At 73.1% G+C, this 19,169-nt stretch carries 18 protein-coding genes; 13 read left to right on the top strand and 5 right to left on the bottom strand.

Annotation, left to right across the window (positions count from 1 at the left end; translation table 11 throughout):
• Positions 1-286: 286 nt before the first annotated feature.
• Positions 287-2,083 (bottom strand): AMP-binding protein, encoded by a 1,797-nt coding sequence (locus AB0I16_RS01585; RefSeq protein WP_363247261.1) that lies wholly within the window; start codon positions 2,081-2,083, stop codon positions 287-289.
• A 299-nt stretch (positions 2,084-2,382) separates the two neighbouring features.
• Here AB0I16_RS01585 and AB0I16_RS01580 point away from each other — a divergent pair, with 299 nt between their 5' ends.
• The 6 genes from AB0I16_RS01580 to AB0I16_RS01555 all read left to right on the top strand — a co-directional run bounded on the left by AB0I16_RS01580 (position 2,383) and on the right by AB0I16_RS01555 (position 7,285).
• A complete protein-coding gene (locus tag AB0I16_RS01580; RefSeq protein ID WP_363247260.1) occupies positions 2,383-3,153 on the top strand; it encodes a metallophosphoesterase in 771 nt (256 codons plus the stop codon).
• Between the two features lie 84 nt (positions 3,154-3,237).
• The gene (locus tag AB0I16_RS01575) at positions 3,238-3,675 is read left to right on the top strand and encodes an SRPBCC family protein (protein ID WP_062781084.1); all 438 of its coding nucleotides are present in this window, start codon (positions 3,238-3,240) and stop codon (positions 3,673-3,675) included.
• An 84-nt stretch (positions 3,676-3,759) separates the two neighbouring features.
• Positions 3,760-4,920: an ArsA-related P-loop ATPase gene (locus tag AB0I16_RS01570; protein WP_363247259.1), complete on the top strand. Its 1,161-nt coding sequence runs from the start codon at positions 3,760-3,762 to the stop codon at positions 4,918-4,920.
• A gap of 34 nt (positions 4,921-4,954) precedes the next feature.
• Positions 4,955-5,428 (top strand): DUF5304 domain-containing protein, encoded by a 474-nt coding sequence (locus AB0I16_RS01565; RefSeq protein WP_363247258.1) that lies wholly within the window; start codon positions 4,955-4,957, stop codon positions 5,426-5,428.
• A gap of 52 nt (positions 5,429-5,480) precedes the next feature.
• Complete coding sequence (locus AB0I16_RS01560; RefSeq protein WP_363247257.1) at positions 5,481-6,434, top strand: ROK family glucokinase; 954 nt, start codon at positions 5,481-5,483, stop codon at positions 6,432-6,434.
• Between the two features lie 71 nt (positions 6,435-6,505).
• The gene (locus AB0I16_RS01555) at positions 6,506-7,285 is read left to right on the top strand and encodes an endonuclease/exonuclease/phosphatase family protein (protein WP_363247256.1); all 780 of its coding nucleotides are present in this window, start codon (positions 6,506-6,508) and stop codon (positions 7,283-7,285) included.
• Positions 7,286-7,317: 32 nt separating this feature from the next.
• Here the strand turns inward: AB0I16_RS01555 and AB0I16_RS01550 are convergent, their stop codons facing one another.
• Positions 7,318-8,058: a hypothetical protein gene (locus tag AB0I16_RS01550; protein ID WP_363247255.1), complete on the bottom strand. Its 741-nt coding sequence runs from the start codon at positions 8,056-8,058 to the stop codon at positions 7,318-7,320.
• Positions 8,051-8,830: an alpha/beta fold hydrolase gene (locus tag AB0I16_RS01545; protein WP_363247254.1), complete on the bottom strand. Its 780-nt coding sequence runs from the start codon at positions 8,828-8,830 to the stop codon at positions 8,051-8,053. The genes AB0I16_RS01550 and AB0I16_RS01545 overlap by 8 nt, the downstream gene beginning before the upstream one ends.
• Before the next feature lie 136 nt (positions 8,831-8,966).
• Between AB0I16_RS01545 and AB0I16_RS01540 the strand changes: the two genes are divergently transcribed.
• From AB0I16_RS01540 to AB0I16_RS01520, 5 genes are all read left to right on the top strand, one after another.
• Positions 8,967-9,707 carry a lysophospholipid acyltransferase family protein gene (locus AB0I16_RS01540; RefSeq protein ID WP_363247253.1) on the top strand — a complete coding sequence of 247 codons (741 nt, stop codon included), beginning with the start codon at positions 8,967-8,969 and terminating at the stop codon, positions 9,705-9,707.
• Between the two features lie 72 nt (positions 9,708-9,779).
• The gene (locus tag AB0I16_RS01535; protein ID WP_363247252.1) at positions 9,780-10,979 is read left to right on the top strand and encodes a DUF5931 domain-containing protein; all 1,200 of its coding nucleotides are present in this window, start codon (positions 9,780-9,782) and stop codon (positions 10,977-10,979) included.
• A gap of 199 nt (positions 10,980-11,178) precedes the next feature.
• Entirely contained in the window at positions 11,179-11,832 is a 654-nt protein-coding gene (locus AB0I16_RS01530) for a response regulator transcription factor (protein ID WP_363247315.1), read from the top strand.
• A gap of 149 nt (positions 11,833-11,981) precedes the next feature.
• Entirely contained in the window at positions 11,982-13,019 is a 1,038-nt protein-coding gene (locus tag AB0I16_RS01525) for a 6-phosphofructokinase (protein WP_363247251.1), read from the top strand.
• Between the two features lie 80 nt (positions 13,020-13,099).
• Positions 13,100-14,107, top strand: a complete 1,008-nt coding sequence (locus AB0I16_RS01520; RefSeq protein WP_363247250.1) for a 2-hydroxyacid dehydrogenase — start codon at positions 13,100-13,102, stop codon at positions 14,105-14,107.
• Positions 14,108-14,114: 7 nt separating this feature from the next.
• On the opposite strand, the gene AB0I16_RS01515 is transcribed toward AB0I16_RS01520, so the two are convergent.
• Together AB0I16_RS01515 and AB0I16_RS01510 are read right to left on the bottom strand one after the other, a co-directional pair.
• The gene (locus AB0I16_RS01515; RefSeq protein ID WP_363247249.1) at positions 14,115-15,977 is read right to left on the bottom strand and encodes an anthranilate synthase family protein; all 1,863 of its coding nucleotides are present in this window, start codon (positions 15,975-15,977) and stop codon (positions 14,115-14,117) included.
• 187 nt (positions 15,978-16,164) lie between these two features.
• A complete protein-coding gene (locus AB0I16_RS01510; RefSeq protein ID WP_363247248.1) occupies positions 16,165-16,749 on the bottom strand; it encodes a TetR/AcrR family transcriptional regulator in 585 nt (194 codons plus the stop codon).
• Positions 16,750-16,803: 54 nt separating this feature from the next.
• Between AB0I16_RS01510 and AB0I16_RS01505 the strand changes: the two genes are divergently transcribed.
• A complete protein-coding gene (locus AB0I16_RS01505; RefSeq protein WP_363247247.1) occupies positions 16,804-17,745 on the top strand; it encodes a DUF2867 domain-containing protein in 942 nt (313 codons plus the stop codon).
• 35 nt (positions 17,746-17,780) lie between these two features.
• Complete coding sequence (locus tag AB0I16_RS01500; RefSeq protein WP_363247245.1) at positions 17,781-19,133, top strand: class II 3-deoxy-7-phosphoheptulonate synthase; 1,353 nt, start codon at positions 17,781-17,783, stop codon at positions 19,131-19,133.
• The last annotated feature ends 36 nt before the right edge of the window (positions 19,134-19,169 follow it).

Here is a 19,169-nt window from a genome sequence, read left to right as displayed (position 1 = left end):
GGGGCCTGAGCGGGTAGGCGTCTGCCGGCCGGGGGCCTGAGCGGGTAGGCGTCTGCCGGCCGGGGGGCCTTGAGCGGGTAGGCGCCTACTGGCCTGCCACCGGAGCTTGTTGGCGGCTGCCTGCCGTCGTGGGCTCGGCGCGCAGTTCCCCGCGCCCCTGACGGGGCGCCGCCCAGGGCCTGGTCAGGGGCGCGGGGAACTGCGCGAGCGGCCACGACGAGACGGGAAGTCGCGAAGAGGCACGACCCCACGCCCGGTGGGCGAGTGGGCGCAGGGACCGCCCACGCTAGCCGCGGTAGATCGCCTCGATCTCGTCCGCGTAGTCCTTCGCCACCACGTTCCGCTTCAGCTTCAGGGACGGCGTCAGATGCCCCGACTCCTCCGTGAACTGCGAGGAGAGGACCCGGAACTTCCGTACGGACTCCGCCTTGGAGACCGCCGCGTTGCCGTCGTCCACCGCGCTCTGGATCGCCGCGAGGAGATCCGCGTCGTCACGGAGAGAGGCCGCGGAGGACCCCGCGGGCTTCCCGTGCTCCGCGGCCCACCGGCCGAGGAACTCGTCGTCGACGGTGACGAGCGCGCCCACGAAGGGCCGCCCGTCGCCCAAGACCATGCACTCGGCGACGAGCGCGTGCGCGCGGATGCGGTCCTCGATCACCGCGGGGGCGACGTTCTTGCCGCCCGCCGTCACGATGATCTCCTTCTTGCGCCCGGTGATCCGCAGATACCCGTCCTCGTCGAGCGTGCCGATGTCCCCCGTGTGGAACCAGCCGTCGGCGAGCGCCTCCTCCGTGGCGCCCTCGTTGTTCCAGTACCGCGCGAACAGGTGCTCGCCGTGGAGCAGGACCTCGCCGTCGTCCGCGATCCGCACGACGGAGCCCGGCAGCGGCTGCCCGACCGTGCCGATCTTCTGCCGGTCCCACGGGTTGAAGGCGGTGGCCGCGCAGGACTCGGTGAGGCCGTAGCCCTCCAGGACGGTGAAGCCGATGCCGCGGAAGAAATGGCCGAGCCGCTCGCCGAGCGGGGCCCCGCCGGAGATCGCGTACTCGCCGCGCCCGCCGAGGACCGCGCGCAGCTTGCTGAAGACCAGCTTGTCGAAGACCAGGTGCTTGATCTTCAGACCGATGGACGGGCCCGCGGCGGTGTCGAGCGCCCGGCTGTACGCGATGGCCGTGTCCGCGGCCTTGTCGAAGATCTTGCCCTTGCCGTCGGCCTGCGCCTTGGCGCGCGCCGAGTTGTAGACCTTCTCGAAGACGCGCGGGACGCCGAGGATCATGGTCGGCCGGAAGGAGGCCAGCTCGTCCGTGAGGTTCTTGACGTCGGGCGCGTGGCCCAGCTTGATCGGCGCCATCAGCGCGGCGACCTCGACCAGGCGCCCGAAGACGTGCGCCACCGGCAGGAAGAGCAGGACCGAGCACTCGCCCGTGCGGAACAGCGGCTTCAGGCGCTCCACCACGTTGCCGCACTCCGCGAAGAAGCTGCGGTGGGTCAGCACGCAGCCCTTGGGGCGGCCGGTGGTGCCCGAGGTGTAGACGATGGTCGCCGGGTCGTCGGCCCCGGCGGCGGCACAGCGCTCGTCGACGGTCGCGTCCGTCACGTCGGCGCCCGCGCGCCGCAGCTCCTCCACACCGCCCGCGTCGATCTGCCAGACGCTGTCGAGGGCCGGCAGCGCCTCGCGCACGGACTCCACGGCGGCGGCGTGCGCGTCCAGCTCGACGACACAGGCCACGGCGCCCGAGTCACCGAGAATCCACTGGATCTGCTCGGCCGAGCTGGTCTCGTAGACCGGCACGGTCACCGCGCCCGCGCTCCAGATGGCGAAGTCGAGGAGGGTCCACTCGTACCGGGTGCGGGACATCAGGCCGACGCGGTCGCCCGCGCGCACCCCGGAGGCGATGAGGCCCTTGGCGGTGGCGCGCACCTCGGCGAGGAAGGTCTTGGCGTCGACGTCCTGCCAGCGTCCGTCGACCTTGCGGCCGATGACGGCGACATCCGGATGCTGCGCGGCGTTTCTGCGGACGATATCGGTCAGATTGCCGTCCGCAGGGACCTCGTACAGGGCCGGAAGGCTGAACTCGCGCAAGACTGCTGCTCCTACATAGGGCACCGGCGCCACGACGTCGTGCTGCGACGGTGCGGTCCAAGATCGGGCAGGTGCTCAGTCGAAGTGGGGGGGCCGAGCACTACTGGACTGCCCGGATGTTACCCATGGGTATGGCTTGTCCGGTAGGGGGGCGGGCCCAGATGTTCGGTGCGTCACACGCCGTCGTGGTCTGCGTCGCACAGTACGCCACCGTCTTCCCGACTCGGAAGTAACCGCAGGTCCGGCCGTGTGACCGGGGCCTCTATCGGCCACGGCGCGGCGGACTTAGGGTGATCGGCATGCCAGCTTTCCGGGTCAACGTGGTCAGTGACGTGCACGGCAACGCGGAGGCCCTCGCCCGCGCGGGCGAGGGCGCCGACGCGCTGGTCTGCCTCGGCGACCTCGTCCTCTTCCTCGACTACGCCGATCACTCGCGCGGCATCTTCCCCGACCTCTTCGGCGCGGAGAACGCCTCCCGGCTCGTGGAGCTGCGCACCGCCCGCCGCTTCGACGAGGCCAAGGAGCTGGGCAGGCGGCTCTGGGCGGGCGTCGACCACCGCCCGGCGATCGAGCGCGCGGTCCGCAAGCAGTACGCCGAGCTGTTCGCCGCCTTCCCCACACCGACGTACGCCACGTACGGGAACGTCGACATGCCGGCCCTCTGGCCCGAATACGCGGGTCCGGGCACCACCGTCCTGGACGGCGAGCGGATCGAGATCGGCGGTCGCGTCTTCGGCTTCGTCGGCGGCGGCCTGCGCACCCCGATGCGGACGCCCTACGAGATCGGCGACGAGGAGTACGCCGCCAAGATCGAGGCGGTCGGCGAGGTCGACGTCCTGTGCACGCACATCCCGCCGGACCTGCCCGAACTGCTCTACGACACCGTGGCCCGCCGCTTCGAGCGCGGCAGCCGGGCGCTGCTCGACGCGATCCGCAGGACCCGGCCGCGGTACGCGCTCTTCGGCCACGTCCATCAGCCGCTGGTCCGGCGCATGCGCGTCGGCGCCACGGAGTGCGTGAACGTCGGGCACTTCGCCGGGTCGGGCAGGCCCTGGGCCCTGGAGTGGTGAGCGCGGGGCGCGCGGTAGCCTTCACGCGGTAGACACCACCTCGGGCACCCCCCGTACCGGACCGCATCTGGAGGAGCCACGGCCATGGCCGAACACACCAGCTCGAGCATCACGATCGAGGCGGCACCGGCCGAGGTCATGGGGGTGATCGCCGACTTCGAGCGGTACCCCGACTGGACGGGCGAGGTGAAGGAGGCCGAGGTCCTGGCCACCGACGAGCAGGGCCGCGCCAAGGAGGTCCGCCTCGTCATGGACGCGGGCGCGATCAAGGACGACCAGACGCTCGGCTACACCTGGACCGGCGACGACGAGGTGAGCTGGACCCTCGTCAAGTCGCAGATGCTGCGCTCCCTCGACGGCTCCTACCTCCTGAAGCCCGCCGGTTCGGGCACGCAGGTCACCTACCGGCTGACCGTGGACGTCAAGATCCCCATGCTCGGTATGATCAAGCGCAAGGCAGAGAAGGTCATCATCGACCGGGCCCTCGCGGGGCTGAAGAAGAGGGTGGAGTCCGGGAAGTAGGCCCGGCCGGTCCGCGACCGCCCGGTCCCCGGGCGGCCGGAGGGGCTGAGGCCGCCGCTCCGCCCTGACGTACCGTTCACCCCCATGCGCACCCTTCTCGTCACCGGCCCCGGCGGCTCCGGGCGGACCACCGTCGCCGCCGCCGCCGCGCTCGCCTCGGCGGCGGCCGGGCAGCGGGTCCTCGTGCTCTCCGCCGACCGCGGGGACACGCTCGGGACGGTCCTCGGCGGGCCCGACGCGCACCCCGGGCTCACCGCGTGGCGCCTCGCCCCCGACGACCGCTTCCGGGACGACCTGCTGACCCTGCAGGAACGTGCCGCCCCCGCGTTCGAGCTGCTCGGCGCCGAGCGGATCGACGGCGACGAGCTGACCCCGCTGCCCGGAGCCGAGGAGCTTGCCCTGCTGCGCGCCCTGCGCGACGCCGCGCGCGCGGACACGTACGACACCGTGGTCGTCGATCTGCCGCCCGCCCCCAAGGCCCTGGCCGTCCTCGCCCTGCCGGAACAGCTCCGCCGCTACCTGCGCAGGCTGCTGCCGCCCGAGCGGCAGGCCGCCCGCGCCCTGCGCCCCGTGCTCGGCCGCCTCGCGGGCGTCCCCATGCCCGCGGCCCTCCTGTACGAGACCGCCGCCCGCTGGGAGAGCGAGCTCGCCGCCGCCCAGGCCGTGATCGAGGACCCCGCCACCACCGTCCGCCTGGTCGCCGAGCCGGGGCCCGCGGGCGCCGGCGCCGTCGCGGAGACCACCACCGGACTCGCCCTCTACGGGCTGCGCACCGACCTCCTCCTCGCCAACCGGGTCCTGCCCGACGCCTCCGCCGACACCTGGCTCGCCGCCCTCCGCGCCCAGCAGGACAAGACGCTGGCCGAGTGGGAGACCACGTACGGCCACGTCCGCAGGGTCCGCCACCTGGGCCGCGACCCGCGCGGCGCCGACGACCTCGCCGCCCTCGGCGTGCCCGCGCCGGCCGAGGCCGCCGCTCCCGCCGAGTGGCCCGTCACCCGCACCACCGCCGACGACGGCGGCGACACCTACGTCTGGCACATCCCCCTGCCCGGCGCCGTGCGCGAGCAGCTCGGCCTGGTCCGGCGCGGCGACAGCCTCGTCGTCACCGCGGGCCCCTTCCGCCGCGTCCTGACCCTCCCGTCCGCGCTGCGCCGCTGCACCGTCGCGGGCGCCGGGCTGCGCGAGGGCGAGCTGCGGGTGCGCTTCACGCCGGACCCGGACCTGTGGCCGCGCGGACGGTGAACGGGCTACGGCCATTCGGGTAACGTCGAGTGGTATGAGCGATGCCACGGAGCGCGAAGCCCCCGAAGTCGACGCCGACGCCTGGGCGAAGGCGTGTGCCGAGGACCTGGCGGCGGAGAAGGCCCGCCGCCGCGAGCAGTACGGACAGCCGCCGGGCTCGGCGGCCGAGGAGCTGCGCAAGCTGGTCGACGCCGTCTCGGAGAAGCTCTCCGGGCTCCAGGCGCCGCTGCTCGGCGCGGTTGCCCAGGGCGCCGTCGAGCAGACCCTGAAGCAGGTCGTCAGGGAGGCGAAGGCCGTCGTCGAACCGGTCATCGAGCGCAACCCCGACGTCTTCGACCACCTCGCCGCGGCCGGCTCCGAACTGCTCGCCGCCTACCGCTCGGCGGCCGGCGGCCAGGAGGGGCGCTGGACCCGCGGCGGCGCGCGAGGGACCACCGGCGACCCGGCGCCCGGCGGGGACCGCGGGAACGAGGGGCCGCCGGCAGGCGAACACATCGATCTGGACTGACCCCCCTCGGGTACGGTGGGCCGTAGCGGGGCTCGATCGAACTGAGGGATTCATGGGACTCACCATCGGCGTCGACATCGGCGGCACCAAGATCGCGGCCGGAGTGGTCGACGAGGAAGGCAACATCCTCTCGACGTTCAAGGTGCCGACCCCTGGTACGTCCGAGGCCATCGTCGACGCGATCGCCTCCGCCGTGGAGGGCGCGCGGGCCGGTCACGAGATCGTCGGCGTCGGCATCGGCGCCGCCGGGTACGTCAACCGCCAGCGCTCCACGGTCTACTTCGCGCCCAACATCGACTGGCGGCAGGAGCCGCTCAAGGACGAGGTCGAGAAGCGCGTCGGGCTCCCGGTCGTCGTGGAGAACGACGCCAACGCCGCGGCCTGGGGCGAGTACAAGTTCGGCGGCGGCAAGGGCCACCGCAACGTCATCTGCATCACCCTCGGCACCGGCCTCGGCGGCGGCATCATCATCGGCAACAAGCTGCGCCGCGGCCACTTCGGCGTGGCCGCCGAGTTCGGCCACATCCGCATGGTCCCGGACGGCCTGCTCTGCGGCTGCGGCAGCCAGGGCTGCTGGGAGCAGTACGCCTCGGGCCGCGCCCTCGTGCGGTACGCCCGCCAGCGGGCCAACGCCACCCCCGAGCGCGCCGAGTACCTCCTGTCGCTCGGCGACGGCAGCCCCGAGGGCATCGAGGGCAAGCACATCTCGATGGCCGCGCGGCAGGGCGACGCGGTCGCCATCGACTCCTACCGCGAGCTGGCCCGCTGGGCGGGCGCCGGCCTCGCCGACCTGGCGTCGCTGTTCGACCCGTCCGCGTTCATCGTCGGCGGCGGCCTCTCGGACGAGGGCGACCTGGTCCTCGACCCGATCCGCAAGTCCTTCAAGCGCTGGCTCGTCGGGGCCGCCTGGCGCCCCCAGGCCGAGGTCATCGCCGCCCGGCTCGGCAACAAGGCGGGCCTGGTGGGCGCCGCCGACCTGGCGCGGGAGCCCGACCCCGTCATGTGAGACCCGGTTCATCCGACCGTGCCCGCCGTGCCCCGCGAGGGAGCGGCGGGCACTGTCGTATCTTGATCGCCATGTCGACGAGTCCGCTGGCCGCACTCCCCAACTCCCGCACCGAAGAGGACGGTTCGGCCGTCATCCGGGTGCTCAGCTACAACATCCGCTCGATGCGGGACGACACCGACGCGCTCGCCCGCGTGATCGCCGCCTGCGCGCCCGACCTCGTCCTGGTCCAGGAGGCGCCCCGGTTCTTCCGCTGGCGCAAGAAGCTCGCCCGCCTCGCGCGCGCCGCCGACCTGGTGATCCTCTCCGGCGGCGGTACGGCGGCGGGCCCCGCGCTGCTCTGCTCGCTGCGGGCCACCGTCGAGCGGACCGAGGACGTCCTGCTTCCGCTCACCCCCGGCCTGCACCGGCGCGGCTTCGCGACCGCCGTCGTCCGCTTCGGGCGCGCCAGGCTGGGCGTGCTGAGCTGCCACCTGAGTCTCCAGGCCGAGGAGCGGTACGCGCAGGGCGGGCTGCTGCTCGACCGGCTCGCGGGGCTCGGCGCCGAGCACGCGGTCGCGGGCGGCGACCTCAACGAGCGGCCGCGGGGGCGGACCTTCCGCAGGCTCACCGAGACCCTCCAGGACTGCTGGGCCACCCGCCCCTGGGGCGGCGAGCACACCTCCACGCCCGGCGACCCCCACCAGCGCATCGACGCCATCCTCGCCACCCCGGGCATCGAGGTGCTCGGCTGCGGGGTGCCGGCGGGGCTGCCCGGCGTGACGGAGGCAGACCTGAGGGCGGCCACGGACCACCTGCCGGTCCTTGCCGCCCTCAGGGTCCCCGCGTCCCCCGCGGCCCCCGGCCGGTGACCCCTGGGGCCCCCGGGGGCGCGGAGGAGGGGTCAGACGACCGCGCCGCGCCCCGGGTCGTCGTCGTCCTCGTCGCCCGCGTTCATCCGCATGACGAGGGTGGCGAAGCCGCCGAGGAAGCCGCCGATGCCGAGCGTGGTCAGCCACCACGTCATCTGCCAGCCGAAGAGCACGGCGAGCAGGATCAGCAGCGGGCCGCCGAGCACCGCGAGCCAGGCGAACTTGGCCGTCACGTCGGCCTCGGGCAGCGGCGGCGGCTCCGGCGGCACGAAGTGGCCCTCGTCGCCCGCGTCGAAGTCGTCCTCGGAGGGCTCGGGGGTGGTGTAGTCCCGGGGGCCGCCGACGCCCGGGGCGAAGGAGACGGAGCTGCCGAGCGGCTTGTCGGCGCCCGGTTCCGCGGTCTCCGCCTTGCTGCCGGGGTCCGGCTTCGTGCCCGGCTCGGCGGGGTCCGTGCCGGGGACGGGCCGCGCGGGAGCCGGCCCGTTCGACTCCGGCTCCAGGAGGGCCAGGTCCTCCACGGACTTGAAGGGCTTGGCGCCGGGCGGGTCCGCGGGCTCCTCGCCGTACCCCGCGACGATCGCCTGCCAGGCGGCCTCCTCGTCGATCGGGACGCCGCCGTCCGGCGGCGTCTTGCCGTCCAGCGCTGCCTTGCCGTCCCGCGATGTCCTGCCGTCCAGCGGAACCGTGCCGTCCGGCGGCACCCCGTCGCGGGGCACCTTGGTCTCCTCGGGCTCCTCGCGGCTCTCCTCGCGGTCAGCCTCGTGCTCAGCCACCGGTGGCCGTCCCTTCCTTGCCGACGCTGGGGGCGAGCCGGCTGATGAAGGCATGACTCGCCTCGAAGATCCGGTCCGCGTCATGGTCCAACGTCGCCACGTGGTAGCTCTGTTCCAGCAGGACCTCCGTGACGTCCGTGGACGAGACGCGGCCGAGGACGCGGGCGGAGTCGGCGGCGGGCACCACGTGGTCCCTGGGGCTGTGGAGCAGCAGCAAGGGCTGGGTCACTTGCGGCAGTTCGCCGTCGACGAGGCGGAAGAACGTGCGCATGGAGTGCGCGGCGCGCAGCGGGACCCGGTCGTAACCGATCTCGACCGAGCCCTCCTTGGCGATGTCGCTGGCGATGCCCTTCGTGGTCCGCACGAGGTGCCGGACGACCGGCAGCGCGTACGGCGCGAGGCCGTGCAGTTTGTTCGCCGGGTTGACCAGGACCAGGCCCGCGACCGCGTCGCCGTGCTTCGCGGCCAGGCGCAGCGACAGCGTACCGCCCATGGAGAGGCCGAAGACGAAGACCCGCGCGCACCGGTCGAGGAGGCCGCGCAGCTCGCGGTCGACCTCCGCGTACCAGTCCTGCCAGCCGGTGACCTGCAAGTCCTCCCAGCGGGTGCCGTGTCCGGGCAGGAGCGGCAGCGAGACGGTCAGACCGCGCTCCGCCAGGAACTCGGCCCAGGGGCGCAGCGACTGCGGGGTTCCGGTGAAGCCGTGGCAGAGCAGGACGCCGACCTCGCCGCCTTCGTGGCGGTACGGCTCGGCTCCGGGGAGGACCGGCACCTTCGGTCTCCTTCATGAGCGTGAGATGGGGGAGTACTTCACCGTACGCGACCGGACTGACACCGGCCAGGGTCGTCGGGCCCATTGACCGCACACCGGGTTAAGGTCTGATCCACAGAAACAGGAGGCACTCGGTTTGATCTACGGCGCAATGAAGGTTGCCATCGGGGGGCCGCTGAAGCTCGGCTTCAGGCCCTGGGTGGAGGGCCTTGAGAACGTCCCCGCCGAGGGGCCCGCCATCCTGGCGAGCAACCACCTCTCGTTCTCGGACTCCTTCTTCCTCCCCGCGGTCCTCGACCGCAAGGTCACCTTCATCGCCAAGGCGGAGTACTTCACCTCGCCCGGAGTGAAGGGCAAGCTCACCGCCGCCTTCTTCAAGGGCGTCGGCCAGCTCCCCGTGGACCGCTCCGGCGGTCGCGGCGCGGGCGAGGCGGCCATCAGGAGCGGCATCGAGGTCCTGGAGCGCGGTGAGCTCTTCGGCATCTACCCCGAGGGCACGCGCTCGCCCGACGGGCGCCTCTACCGCGGCAAGCCCGGCGGCCTCGCGCGCGTGGCGCTCGCCACCGGGGCGCCCGTGATCCCCGTGGCGATGATCGACACCGAGAAGATCCAGCCGCCGGGCAAGGTGATGCCGAAGCTGATGCGGCCCGGCATCCGCATCGGCGAGCCGCTGGACTTCCGGCGCTACCAGGGCATGGAGCAGGACCGCTTCGTGCTGCGGGCGCTGACCGACGAGGTCATGTACGAGATCATGAAGCTCTCGGGCCAGGAGTACGTCGACATGTACGCGACGGCCGCCAAGCGCCAGATCTCCGAGGCCGCGAAGGCCGCGAAGGCGAGCGAGAAGTCGGCCGAGAAGGAACGGCCGGCGTCCTAGCCGCGTCCGTTCAGGGGCGGGGCACGGTCGGCGGGGCACGGCCGGCGGGGGCGGAGCGTGGGGGGACGGGACGTGGCACGTCGCGAGAAGGTCATGAGGATGTCGGTCGAGCAGCCGCTCTGGCGCGCGCTCACCGGCTACCGCGTCCTGACCATGCTGTACGCGATCGGACTGTTCTGGACGGCGCACGAGGAGCTCGAACACCCCTGGGTGGCCGTCTCCTACTTCGCGGTGCTCGCCGCCTGGACGCTCGGCACGCTGCCCCGCGTCGCGAACGCCGCGAGCTGCACCCGGGGCTTCCTCGTCTGCGACCTGACCGTCGCCCTCGTCGGCATCCTGCTGACGCCGCTCGCCGACTCGCACGAGCGGATCGTCAACGGCGGCCCGACGCTGCCCTCCATATGGACCGCCGGTGCCGTCCTGGCGTACGCGATCAAGGGCGGCTGGCGCTGGGCGGCCTTCGCTTCGCTGCTCGTGGGCGTCGCCAACGTGGTGCAGCGCGGGGCGTTCAGCCGCGACACGGTCCACAACGTCGTCCTGGTCTGCATCGCCTCCATCGCCATCGGCTACGTGGTGGAGGTGGCCCGCGCCTCCGAGCGCACCCTCGCCCGCGCTCTGGAGATCGAGGCGGCGACCCGCGAGCGCGAACGGCTCGCCCGCGACATCCACGACAGCGTCCTGCAGGTCCTCGCCATGGTGCAGCGGCGCGGCACCGCCATCGGCGGCGAGGCCGCGGAGCTGGGCCGCCTCGCGGGCGAGCAGGAGGTGGCGCTGCGCAGCCTGGTCGCCGGCGGCCTGGTGCCCGCCTCGCACGCGTCGGAGGACGCCTCGCGCGGCGCCCTGGTCCGCGCGGTCGAGGTGCCGGACGAGGAGGCGGCCGGCGCGGCGCCCCGCGATCTGCGCCCGCTCCTCGCCGTGCACGCGGGGTCGCGCGTGACGCTCTCCGAGCCGGGCGCCCCGGTGCGGCTCCCGCCGCACGCGGCGGGGGAGCTGGCGGCCGCCGTCGGCGCCGCGCTGGACAACGTGCGCGGCCACGCGGGGCCCGGTGCGCACGCCTGGATCCTGGTCGAGGACGAGCCGGACGAGGTGATCGTCACCGTACGGGACGACGGTCCCGGCATCCCCGAGGGCCGTCTCGCGGAGGCCGAGGGGGAGGGCCGCCTCGGCGTCGCCCAGTCGATCCGCGGGCGGCTGCGGGACATCGGGGGCACCGCCGAGCTGATCTCGGTGCCGGGCCAGGGCACGGAAGTGGAGATGAGGGTCCCGCGCTGAGCGGCGCGGGGCGGCACGAACACGGGGGAAGGCGAAGGACACGATGAGCGAACAGCGACAGCAGCGGCTGCGGGAACCGGCCACGGAGACCCGGGGCACGACGGGCGTCACAGACGCCACGGACACCCCCGGCGTCACCGATGCCGGGGACGGCGCACCGGAGCCGGGGCACGGCGACGCGGCGGCCCGCATCAGGGTCATGGTCGTCGACGACCACCCGATGTGGCGGGACGCGGTCGCCCGGGACCTGGCGGAGGCGGGCCTCGACGTGGTGGCCACGGCGGGCGACGGCGAGCAGGCGGTGCGCCGGGCCGGGGCCACGGCCCCCGACGTCCTGGTCCTCGACCTGAACCTGCCGCTCAAGCCGGGCGTCCAGGTCTGCAAGGAGCTGGTCGCTTCCCTCCCCGCGCTGCGCGTCCTGGTGCTCTCCGCGAGCGGCGAGCACGCCGACGTCCTGGAGGCGGTCAAGTCCGGCGCCACGGGCTACCTGCTGAAGTCCGCCTCCACGGAGGAGCTGACCGACGCCGTGCGCCGCACGGCCGTCGGTGACGCGGTCTTCACGCCCGGCCTCGCCGGACTCGTCCTCGGCGAGTACCGCAGGCTGGCGACCGAGCCCGCCGCGGGCGCCCCCGACGACCCGAAGGCCCCGCGGCTCACCGACCGCGAGACGGAGGTCCTGCGCCTGGTCGCCAAGGGCCTGAGCTACAAGCAGATCGCCGAACGCCTCGTCATCTCGCACCGCACCGTGCAGAACCACGTCCAGAACACCCTGGGCAAGCTCCAGCTCCACAACAGGGTGGAGCTCGTGCGGTACGCGATCGAGCGGGGCATCGACAGGGCCGACGACGCGTGACCCTCGTACGCATGACCCCTCGTACGAGTGAATGCCCGTGATCAACTCCTCTGTCCCGAAAGGGAATTGACCGTCCGCACCGTCCCGGAGTGACCTGGATCACCATTAGCGTGACCCGCGTCAGGTCACTGCGGCGAAGGGACGGTTCCATGGGGGCCAAGAAAATCGGAGTACTGACCGGAGGCGGCGACTGCCCCGGGCTCAACGCCGTCATCCGGGGCGTCGTCCGCAAGGGCGTGCAGGAGTACGACTACGACTTCGTCGGCTTCCGGGACGGCTGGCGCGGTCCCCTGGAGGGCGACACCGTCCGGCTCGACATCCCCGCGGTCCGCGGCATCCTGCCGCGCGGCGGCACCATCCTCGGCTCCTCGCGCACCAACCCCCTCAAGGAGGAGCACGGGGTGCGCCGCATCAAGGACACCCTCGCCAAGGAGGAGGTCGACTCCCTCATCGCGATCGGCGGCGAGGACACGCTCGGCGTCGCCGCGCGCCTCACCGACGAGTACGGCATCCCGGTCGTCGGCGTCCCCAAGACCATCGACAACGACCTCTCCGCCACCGACTACACCTTCGGCTTCGACACGGCGGTCGGCATCGCCACCGAGGCGATCGACCGGCTGCACACCACCGCCGAGTCGCACATGCGCGTCCTCGTCGTCGAGGTCATGGGCCGGCACGCGGGCTGGATCGCGCTGCACTCGGGCCTCGCGGGCGGCGCGAACGTCATCCTCATCCCCGAGCAGCGCTTCGACCTGGAGCAGGTCTGCGCCTGGGTGACCTCGCGCTTCAAGGCCTCGTACGCCCCCATCGTCGTCGTCGCCGAAGGGGCGATGCCGAGGGACGGCGAGATGGTCCTGAAGGACGGCACGCAGGACTCCTTCGGGCACGTGCGGCTCTCCGGCGTCGGCGAGTGGCTGGCCAAGGAGATCGAGGGCCGCACCGGCAAGGAGGCGCGGACCACGGTCCTCGGGCACGTGCAGCGCGGCGGCACGCCGAGCGCCTTCGACCGCTGGCTCGCCACCCGCTTCGGGCTGCACGCGATCGACGCCGTACGGGACGGCGACTTCGGCAAGATGGTCGCCCTGCGCGGCACGGACATCGTCCGCGTCCCGATCGCGGAGGCCACGGCGAAGCTGAAGACGGTGGACCCGGCGCTCTACGAGGAAGTCGGCGTCTTCTTCGGCTGAGCGCCCCGAACGCGGAGACCTGCCCCGGGACGGCACCCGCTCAAGGTGCCGTCCCGGGAGACGGTACCTAGACTCGCGCCATGGAGATCCTCGCGTTCGGCGTGCAGTCCGACGAGAAGCCGCTGATCGAGAGGGCCTTCCAGGGGCACCACGACATCCGCTGCCTCGACGTCTTCCTCAACGAGGACACCGCCCCCATCGCCGCGGGCCACGAGGTCATCTCCTCCAGCGTCAACGCGACGCTGGACAACCGGGTCCTGCAGATCCTCGCCGACGGCGGCACGCGGATGATCGCCCAGCGCTCCACCGGGTTCAACAACATCGACCTCAGAGTCGCCGAGCGCCTCGGCCTGACCGTCGCCCGCGTGTCGTACTACTCCCCGTACTCCGTGGCCGAGTTCGCCTGGACCCTCGCCATGGCCGTCAACCGCCGCATCGTCCGCGCGAGCAACCGCACCCGCGACTTCGACTTCCGCCTCGACGGCCTGATGGGCCGCGACCTGCGCGGTCGCACGGTCGGCGTGCTCGGCACCGGCAAGATCGGCGAGGCGTTCGCCCGGATCGCGCACGGCTTCGGCATGCGGCTGCTCGGCTGGGACGCGCGGGAGAACCCCGCCTGCCTCGAACTGGGCATGGAGTACGTCGAGCGGGAGCGGCTCTTCGCCGAGGCCGACCTGATCAGCCTGCACGTCCCGCTGCTCCCCTCCACCCAGCACCTCATCGGCGCGGCGGCGCTGCGGATGATGAAGGACGACGCGATCCTCGTGAACTCCAGCCGCGGCGGCCTGATCGACACCGAGGCCCTCGTCGCGGAGCTGCGCACCGGGCGCTTCACCGGAGTGGGCCTCGACGTCTACGAGGCGGAGGCGGGCCTGTTCTTCCTCGACAAGTCCCTGGAGGCGGTCACCGACGACACCCTGGCCCGCCTGGTGACCTTCCCGAACGTGGTGGTCACCTCGCACCAGGCGTACTACACGGAGGACGCGGTGGGCCAGATCGTCGACACCACCCTGCGCAACGTCCTGGACTACGCGGCGGGCCGCCGCAACGAGAACGTCCTCGTCCCGGCGGCCCCCACGGACGGGTAGCGGACCCCTACACGAGCACCCCGGCCAGCAGCTCCCGCACGATCGCCGTCCCGCGCAGCGTGAGCACCGACTCCGGGTGGAACTGCACCCCGGCGAAGCCGGGCCCGCGCAGGGCGTGCACCTCGCCCGTCGCCGCGTCCCTGCCGACCTCCACGCCGTGGGCGGCCAGCTCGGCCGCGGCCTCGTCGTCGCAGCGCGCCACGTAGCTGTTGTAGAAGCCGACGGTCTCGGTCCGTCCGAAGAGGTCGACCGGGGTCTGCGCGCCCTGGTACGGCACCTCCTTGCGGACGATGTCCAGGCCCAGCTCGGCGGCGAGCAGTTCGTGCCCCAGGCAGACGCCGAGGACCCCGTGGCGGTGGCCGCGCACGACCTCGGCGGCCAGCGCGCGCAGGAACCGCATCTTGGGGTCGGCGGCGTCCGAGGGGTCGCCGGGACCCGGGCCGAGGACGACGGGCCCCTCGTGCGCGCGGACCGTCTCGCGCAGCCCCGGCTCGTCGTAGCGCCGCACGGTGACCGTCAGGCCCGACGAGCGCAGCAGGTGCGCGAGCATCGCCGTGAAGGTGTCCTCGCCGTCGACCACGAGCGCGTGCCCGGTCAGGGCGTCGCCGCGCTCCTGCATCCGCAGCCAGAACGGCGCGAGGCGCTCCCGCCGCCCGTCGAGGGCCGCCCGTACGCGCGGGTCGTCGGCGAGGGCGGGCCGTACCGCCTCGTCGCGGGGCCGCCCCGGCCGGACCCCGAGCGCGGCGAGCACGCCCGCGGCCTTGGCGTGCGTCTCCGCGACCTCGCCCGCCGGGTCGGAGCCGCGCACCAGCGTCGCGCCGACCGGGACCCGGAGCCGGCCCGCGGGGGAGATGTCGGCGGTGCGGATCAGGATGGGCGAGTCCAGGGTCTGGGCGCCGCCCGCGTCCCTGCCGACGAGGGCGAGGGCGCCCGCGTAGTAGCCGCGCCCGACGCCGTCACGCCCGAGGGGCTCGTAGCGCTCGATGACCCGGCAGGCGTTCTGCACCGGCGAGCCGGTGACGGTCGCCGCGAACATCGTCTCCTTCAGGACCTCGCGCACGTCGAGCGTGGACTTGCCGCGCAGCTCGTACTCGGTGTGGGCGAGGTGCGCCATCTCCTTCAGGCGCGGTCCGACGACGACGCCGCCCCTGTCGCCGACGGTGCACATCATCTTGAGCTCCTCGTCGACGACCATCGACAGCTCCTCGATCTCCTTGCCGTCGGCGAGGAAGGCGAGCAGGTCCTCGGGGGTCGGCCCGTCGGCGGGGTAGCGGTAGGTGCCGCTGATGGGGTTCATGACGACGGTCCCGCCGGACATCCGCACGTGCACCTCGGGGCTGGCGCCGACGAGCGTCCGCTCCCCGGTGTGCACGACGTACGTCCAGTAGGCGCCGCGCTCGCCGACCAGGAGCCGCCGGAAGAGCGCGAGGGCGTCCGCACGGCCGAACCCGGGGATCTCGCCCTCGTACGTCCGGCGGATGACGAAGTTGGCCCCCTCGCCCCGGCCGATCTCGTCCCTCAGGACCCGGCCCACGATGTCCGCGTACGCGGCGTCGTCCACGTCGAAGGCGCCGCCCTCGACCCGCACCTCGTGCGCGGGCAGCGCGGCGAGCGCTTCCGCCAGGGGCAGCTCGTACGTCTCCTCGGGGGTGAGCACGGTCAGCGGCGTGCCGTCGTCACGGACGTCGAAGCCGCGCTCCCTGATCTGCCGGAAGGGCACGAGCGCGAGGCCCTCGGGGATGTCGGCGAGCCGCTCGTACGTGCCCGTAGGGCCGATCAGGACCTCGACGGTGTCGTGGTCGCGGCCCGGTGTGCGGCGGCGGAGCAGGGCGAACGGGCGGTCGTCGGTCAGCAGGTCGGTGAGCTGCATCGGTTCTGTTCCTTCTCACTCGGAGAGGAACGGCCCGCTTCCGGGGAGTCCGGAGAACACGGAAGGCCGCCCCTCGGGCGGCCTTCGCGACAGTGGGTACGCGCAGTCAGTGGGCCGCCGGCTGAGCCGGCCACCACCAGTTTCGCGTCGTCGTCTGCGCGTGCATGTCCCGCACCCTAGCGCATCGTCACGGCGTCATCAGCGCGTCCAGGGCTTCGTCCAGATATGTGCCGAGCTCGTCGCCGTTCGGCACCACGGAAGGCACCGCGTGGCCGAGCTGGACGTGTCCGAGGTAGACGCTGTACGCGAGCAGTCCGCGCCGCGCGGCCTCCGCCGCGGGGAAGCCGAGCCCGGCGAAGAGCTCGCCGACGTACGCCACCCGGCGCTCGGTGACCCGCCGCAGGGCGGCCGCGACCCGGGGGTCCTGGGCGGTCGCGAGCAGGGAGACCTCCAGGCGGTCGGAGGCCGCGGAGGTGATCGCCGCGGCGAAGAGCAGCCGGACCCGTCCGCGCGGGTCGGGCTCGGCCTCCACCTCGCTGATCATCCGCTCGGTGTGCAGCTCGGCCCAGCGGTCGAGGGCGGCCTCGATCAGCGCGTCCCGGCCGGAGAAGTGCCAGTAGAAGCTGCCCTTGGTGGTGCCGAGGCGGACCGCGAGGGGTTCCACGGCGACGGCGGCGGTGCCGCCCTCCCCGATCGCCGTCAGGGCGGCGTCCGCCCAGTCGTCGGCGGAGAGCCGCGCCTTCGCCGGGGTCTTCGTCTGCCGTTGCGCCATGACCGTACGCTACCGTATGGTTCCGGACCATACGCCAGCGTATGGAGGTGCGCGATGAGTACGGCACGCAACGAACACGAGCGCGTGGTCGACGCCCCGGCCGCGGTGGTCGGGGCCCTGCTCGACCGCCTCTCGGGCCCGGACGACCCGCTCTTCCCCACCCCCGTCTGGCCCGCGATGGTCCTCGACGGGCCGCTCGCGGTCGGCGCGAGGGGCGGCCACGGCCCGGTCCGCTACGAGGTCGACGCGTACGAGCCCGGCCGCCGCGTCCGCTTCGCCTTCACCGCGCCGGACGAGGGCTTCCACGAGGTCTCCGTCGAGCCGGCCGGCCCCCACCGCTGCCGTGTGCGGCACGTCCTGCGCACCCGGCTGCGCGGCAAGGACCGCCTCCTGTGGCCCACCGTCGTCAGGCCCGTGCACGAGGCGATGGTCGGGGAGACCCTCGACAACATCGAGCGCGCCGCCACCGGCACCCTCGCCGCGCCCGCCCGCCGGAGCCCCCGCGTCCGCCTGCTGCACCGCCTCGGCTGGGCCCGCCCCGAGAGCGTCGGGGTCCCGGAGGCGGCCCGGCTGATCAGGGAAGCCGTGCCCGACCCCGGCTACCGCGACGCCTACCGCATGGAGCTCCTGCCCGGCCTGCCGCGCGAGCCGCGGGCCTGGGCCGGCGTCCTGCGCGGGGCCTTCCCCGTCGTCGCCGAGGAGGGCGGCGAACTCCTGATGGACGTCAGCGGCTCGGGGCGGACGCCGGGCCTGACGGCACGCGCCTCGGTCCTGGTCGACGAGCGGCACGTCACGCTCTGCACGGCCGTCCGCGCCGACACCGCGCGCGGCAGGCTCTACTGGGGCACGGTGCGGCGCGTACACCCCTTCATGGCGCGGACGATGCTCCGGCGCGTGCACCGCGGTCTGGCACTCGCGGCACCGTCCGCGGCCGAACGGGAAAACGGAGGCGCGCACTCACCTGTGTCGCATCCGTCTCACTTGGTGAGCGGGTGAATGGACGGCGGACGTCACCCCGTAATGTGGTGGGGGTGACCGTAACGGCTAAGACCACCGCAACCGGTGGCAACACCTGGCGAAACCTGCCCGCGGCGCAGCAGCCCGAGTACCCCGATGCCGAGGCTCTGCGCGATGTGATCGCGGACCTCGCGTCGTATCCGCCGCTCGTCTTCGCGGGCGAGTGCGACCAGCTGCGCGCCCGACTGGCCTCCGTCGCCAAGGGAGAGGCGTTCCTGCTCCAGGGCGGCGACTGCGCCGAAGCCTTCGACGCCGTGTCGGCCGACCACATCCGCAACAAGCTGAAGACCCTGCTCCAGATGGGCGCCGTCCTCACGTACGCGGCGTCCGTGCCCGTCGTGAAGGTGGGCCGCATCGCGGGGCAGTACTCCAAGCCGCGCTCCAAGCCCACCGAGACCCGCGACGGCGTGACGCTGCCGACCTACCGCGGCGACTCCGTCAACGGCTTCGACTTCACCGAAGAGGCCCGCGTCCCGGACCCCGAGCGCCTGAAGCGGATGTACCACGCCTCCGCCTCCACGCTGAACCTGGTGCGCGCCTTCACCACCGGCGGATACGCCGACCTGCGCCAGGTCCACGCCTGGAACCAGGACTTCGTGAAGTCGTCCCCCTCCGGCCAGCGCTACGAACAGCTGGCGCGCGAGATCGACAACGCCCTGCACTTCATGCGGGCCTGCGGCACCGACCCGGAGGAGTTCAAGACCGTCGAGTTCTACGCCTCCCACGAGGCGCTGCTGCTCGACTACGAGGGCGCGCTCACCCGCGTCGACTCCCGCACCGGCCGTCTGTACGACACCTCGGGCCACATGGTCTGGATCGGTGAGCGCACCCGCCAGCTGGACGGCGCGCACATCGAGTTCGCCTCCCAGGTGCGCAACCCCGTCGGCATCAAGCTCGGCCCGACGACGACGGCGGAGGAGGCCCTCGCGTACATCGAGCGCCTCGACCCCGACCGTGAGCCCGGCCGGCTGACCTTCATCGTCCGCATGGGCGCAGACAAGGTCCGCGACAAGCTGCCGGAGCTGGTCGAGAAGGTCACCGCGTCCGGCGCGACCGTCGCCTGGATCACCGACCCGATGCACGGCAACACCTACGAGGCCGCGTCCGGCCACAAGACGCGCCGCTTCGACGACGTGCTCGACGAGGTCAAGGGCTTCTTCGAGGTCCACAAGGCCCTCGGCACCCACCCGGGCGGCATCCACGTCGAGCTGACGGGCGACGACGTCACCGAGTGCGTGGGCGGCGGCGACGAGATCTTCGTCGACGACCTGCACCAGCGCTACGAGACGGCCTGCGACCCGCGGCTGAACCGCAGCCAGTCGCTCGACCTGGCGTTCCTGGTGGCGGAGATGTACCGCGACCAGTAGGTATTCCCGTCGTACGCGACAGTGGGGCACGGATCG

The organism is Streptomyces sp. NPDC050703 (assembly GCF_040654435.1).
Lineage (GTDB): Bacteria > Actinomycetota > Actinomycetes > Streptomycetales > Streptomycetaceae > Streptomyces.
Note: the sequence above shows the minus strand (reverse complement) of the source record. Positions and strands in the feature narration are given on the sequence as shown.

Coding starts and splice junctions, on each gene's coding strand:
- AB0I16_RS01580 (WP_363247260.1), top strand. CDS start 2,383: ATGCCAGCTTTCCGGGTCAACGTGGTCAGTGACGTGCACGGCAACGCG.
- AB0I16_RS01575 (WP_062781084.1), top strand. CDS start 3,238: ATGGCCGAACACACCAGCTCGAGCATCACGATCGAGGCGGCACCGGCC.
- AB0I16_RS01570 (WP_363247259.1), top strand. CDS start 3,760: ATGCGCACCCTTCTCGTCACCGGCCCCGGCGGCTCCGGGCGGACCACC.
- AB0I16_RS01565 (WP_363247258.1), top strand. CDS start 4,955: ATGAGCGATGCCACGGAGCGCGAAGCCCCCGAAGTCGACGCCGACGCC.
- AB0I16_RS01560 (WP_363247257.1), top strand. CDS start 5,481: ATGGGACTCACCATCGGCGTCGACATCGGCGGCACCAAGATCGCGGCC.
- AB0I16_RS01555 (WP_363247256.1), top strand. CDS start 6,506: ATGTCGACGAGTCCGCTGGCCGCACTCCCCAACTCCCGCACCGAAGAG.
- AB0I16_RS01530 (WP_363247315.1), top strand. CDS start 11,179: ATGGTCGTCGACGACCACCCGATGTGGCGGGACGCGGTCGCCCGGGAC.
- AB0I16_RS01525 (WP_363247251.1), top strand. CDS start 11,982: ATGGGGGCCAAGAAAATCGGAGTACTGACCGGAGGCGGCGACTGCCCC.
- AB0I16_RS01520 (WP_363247250.1), top strand. CDS start 13,100: ATGGAGATCCTCGCGTTCGGCGTGCAGTCCGACGAGAAGCCGCTGATC.
- AB0I16_RS01515 (WP_363247249.1), bottom strand. CDS start 15,977: ATGCAGCTCACCGACCTGCTGACCGACGACCGCCCGTTCGCCCTGCTC.
- AB0I16_RS01510 (WP_363247248.1), bottom strand. CDS start 16,749: ATGGCGCAACGGCAGACGAAGACCCCGGCGAAGGCGCGGCTCTCCGCC.
- AB0I16_RS01505 (WP_363247247.1), top strand. CDS start 16,804: ATGAGTACGGCACGCAACGAACACGAGCGCGTGGTCGACGCCCCGGCC.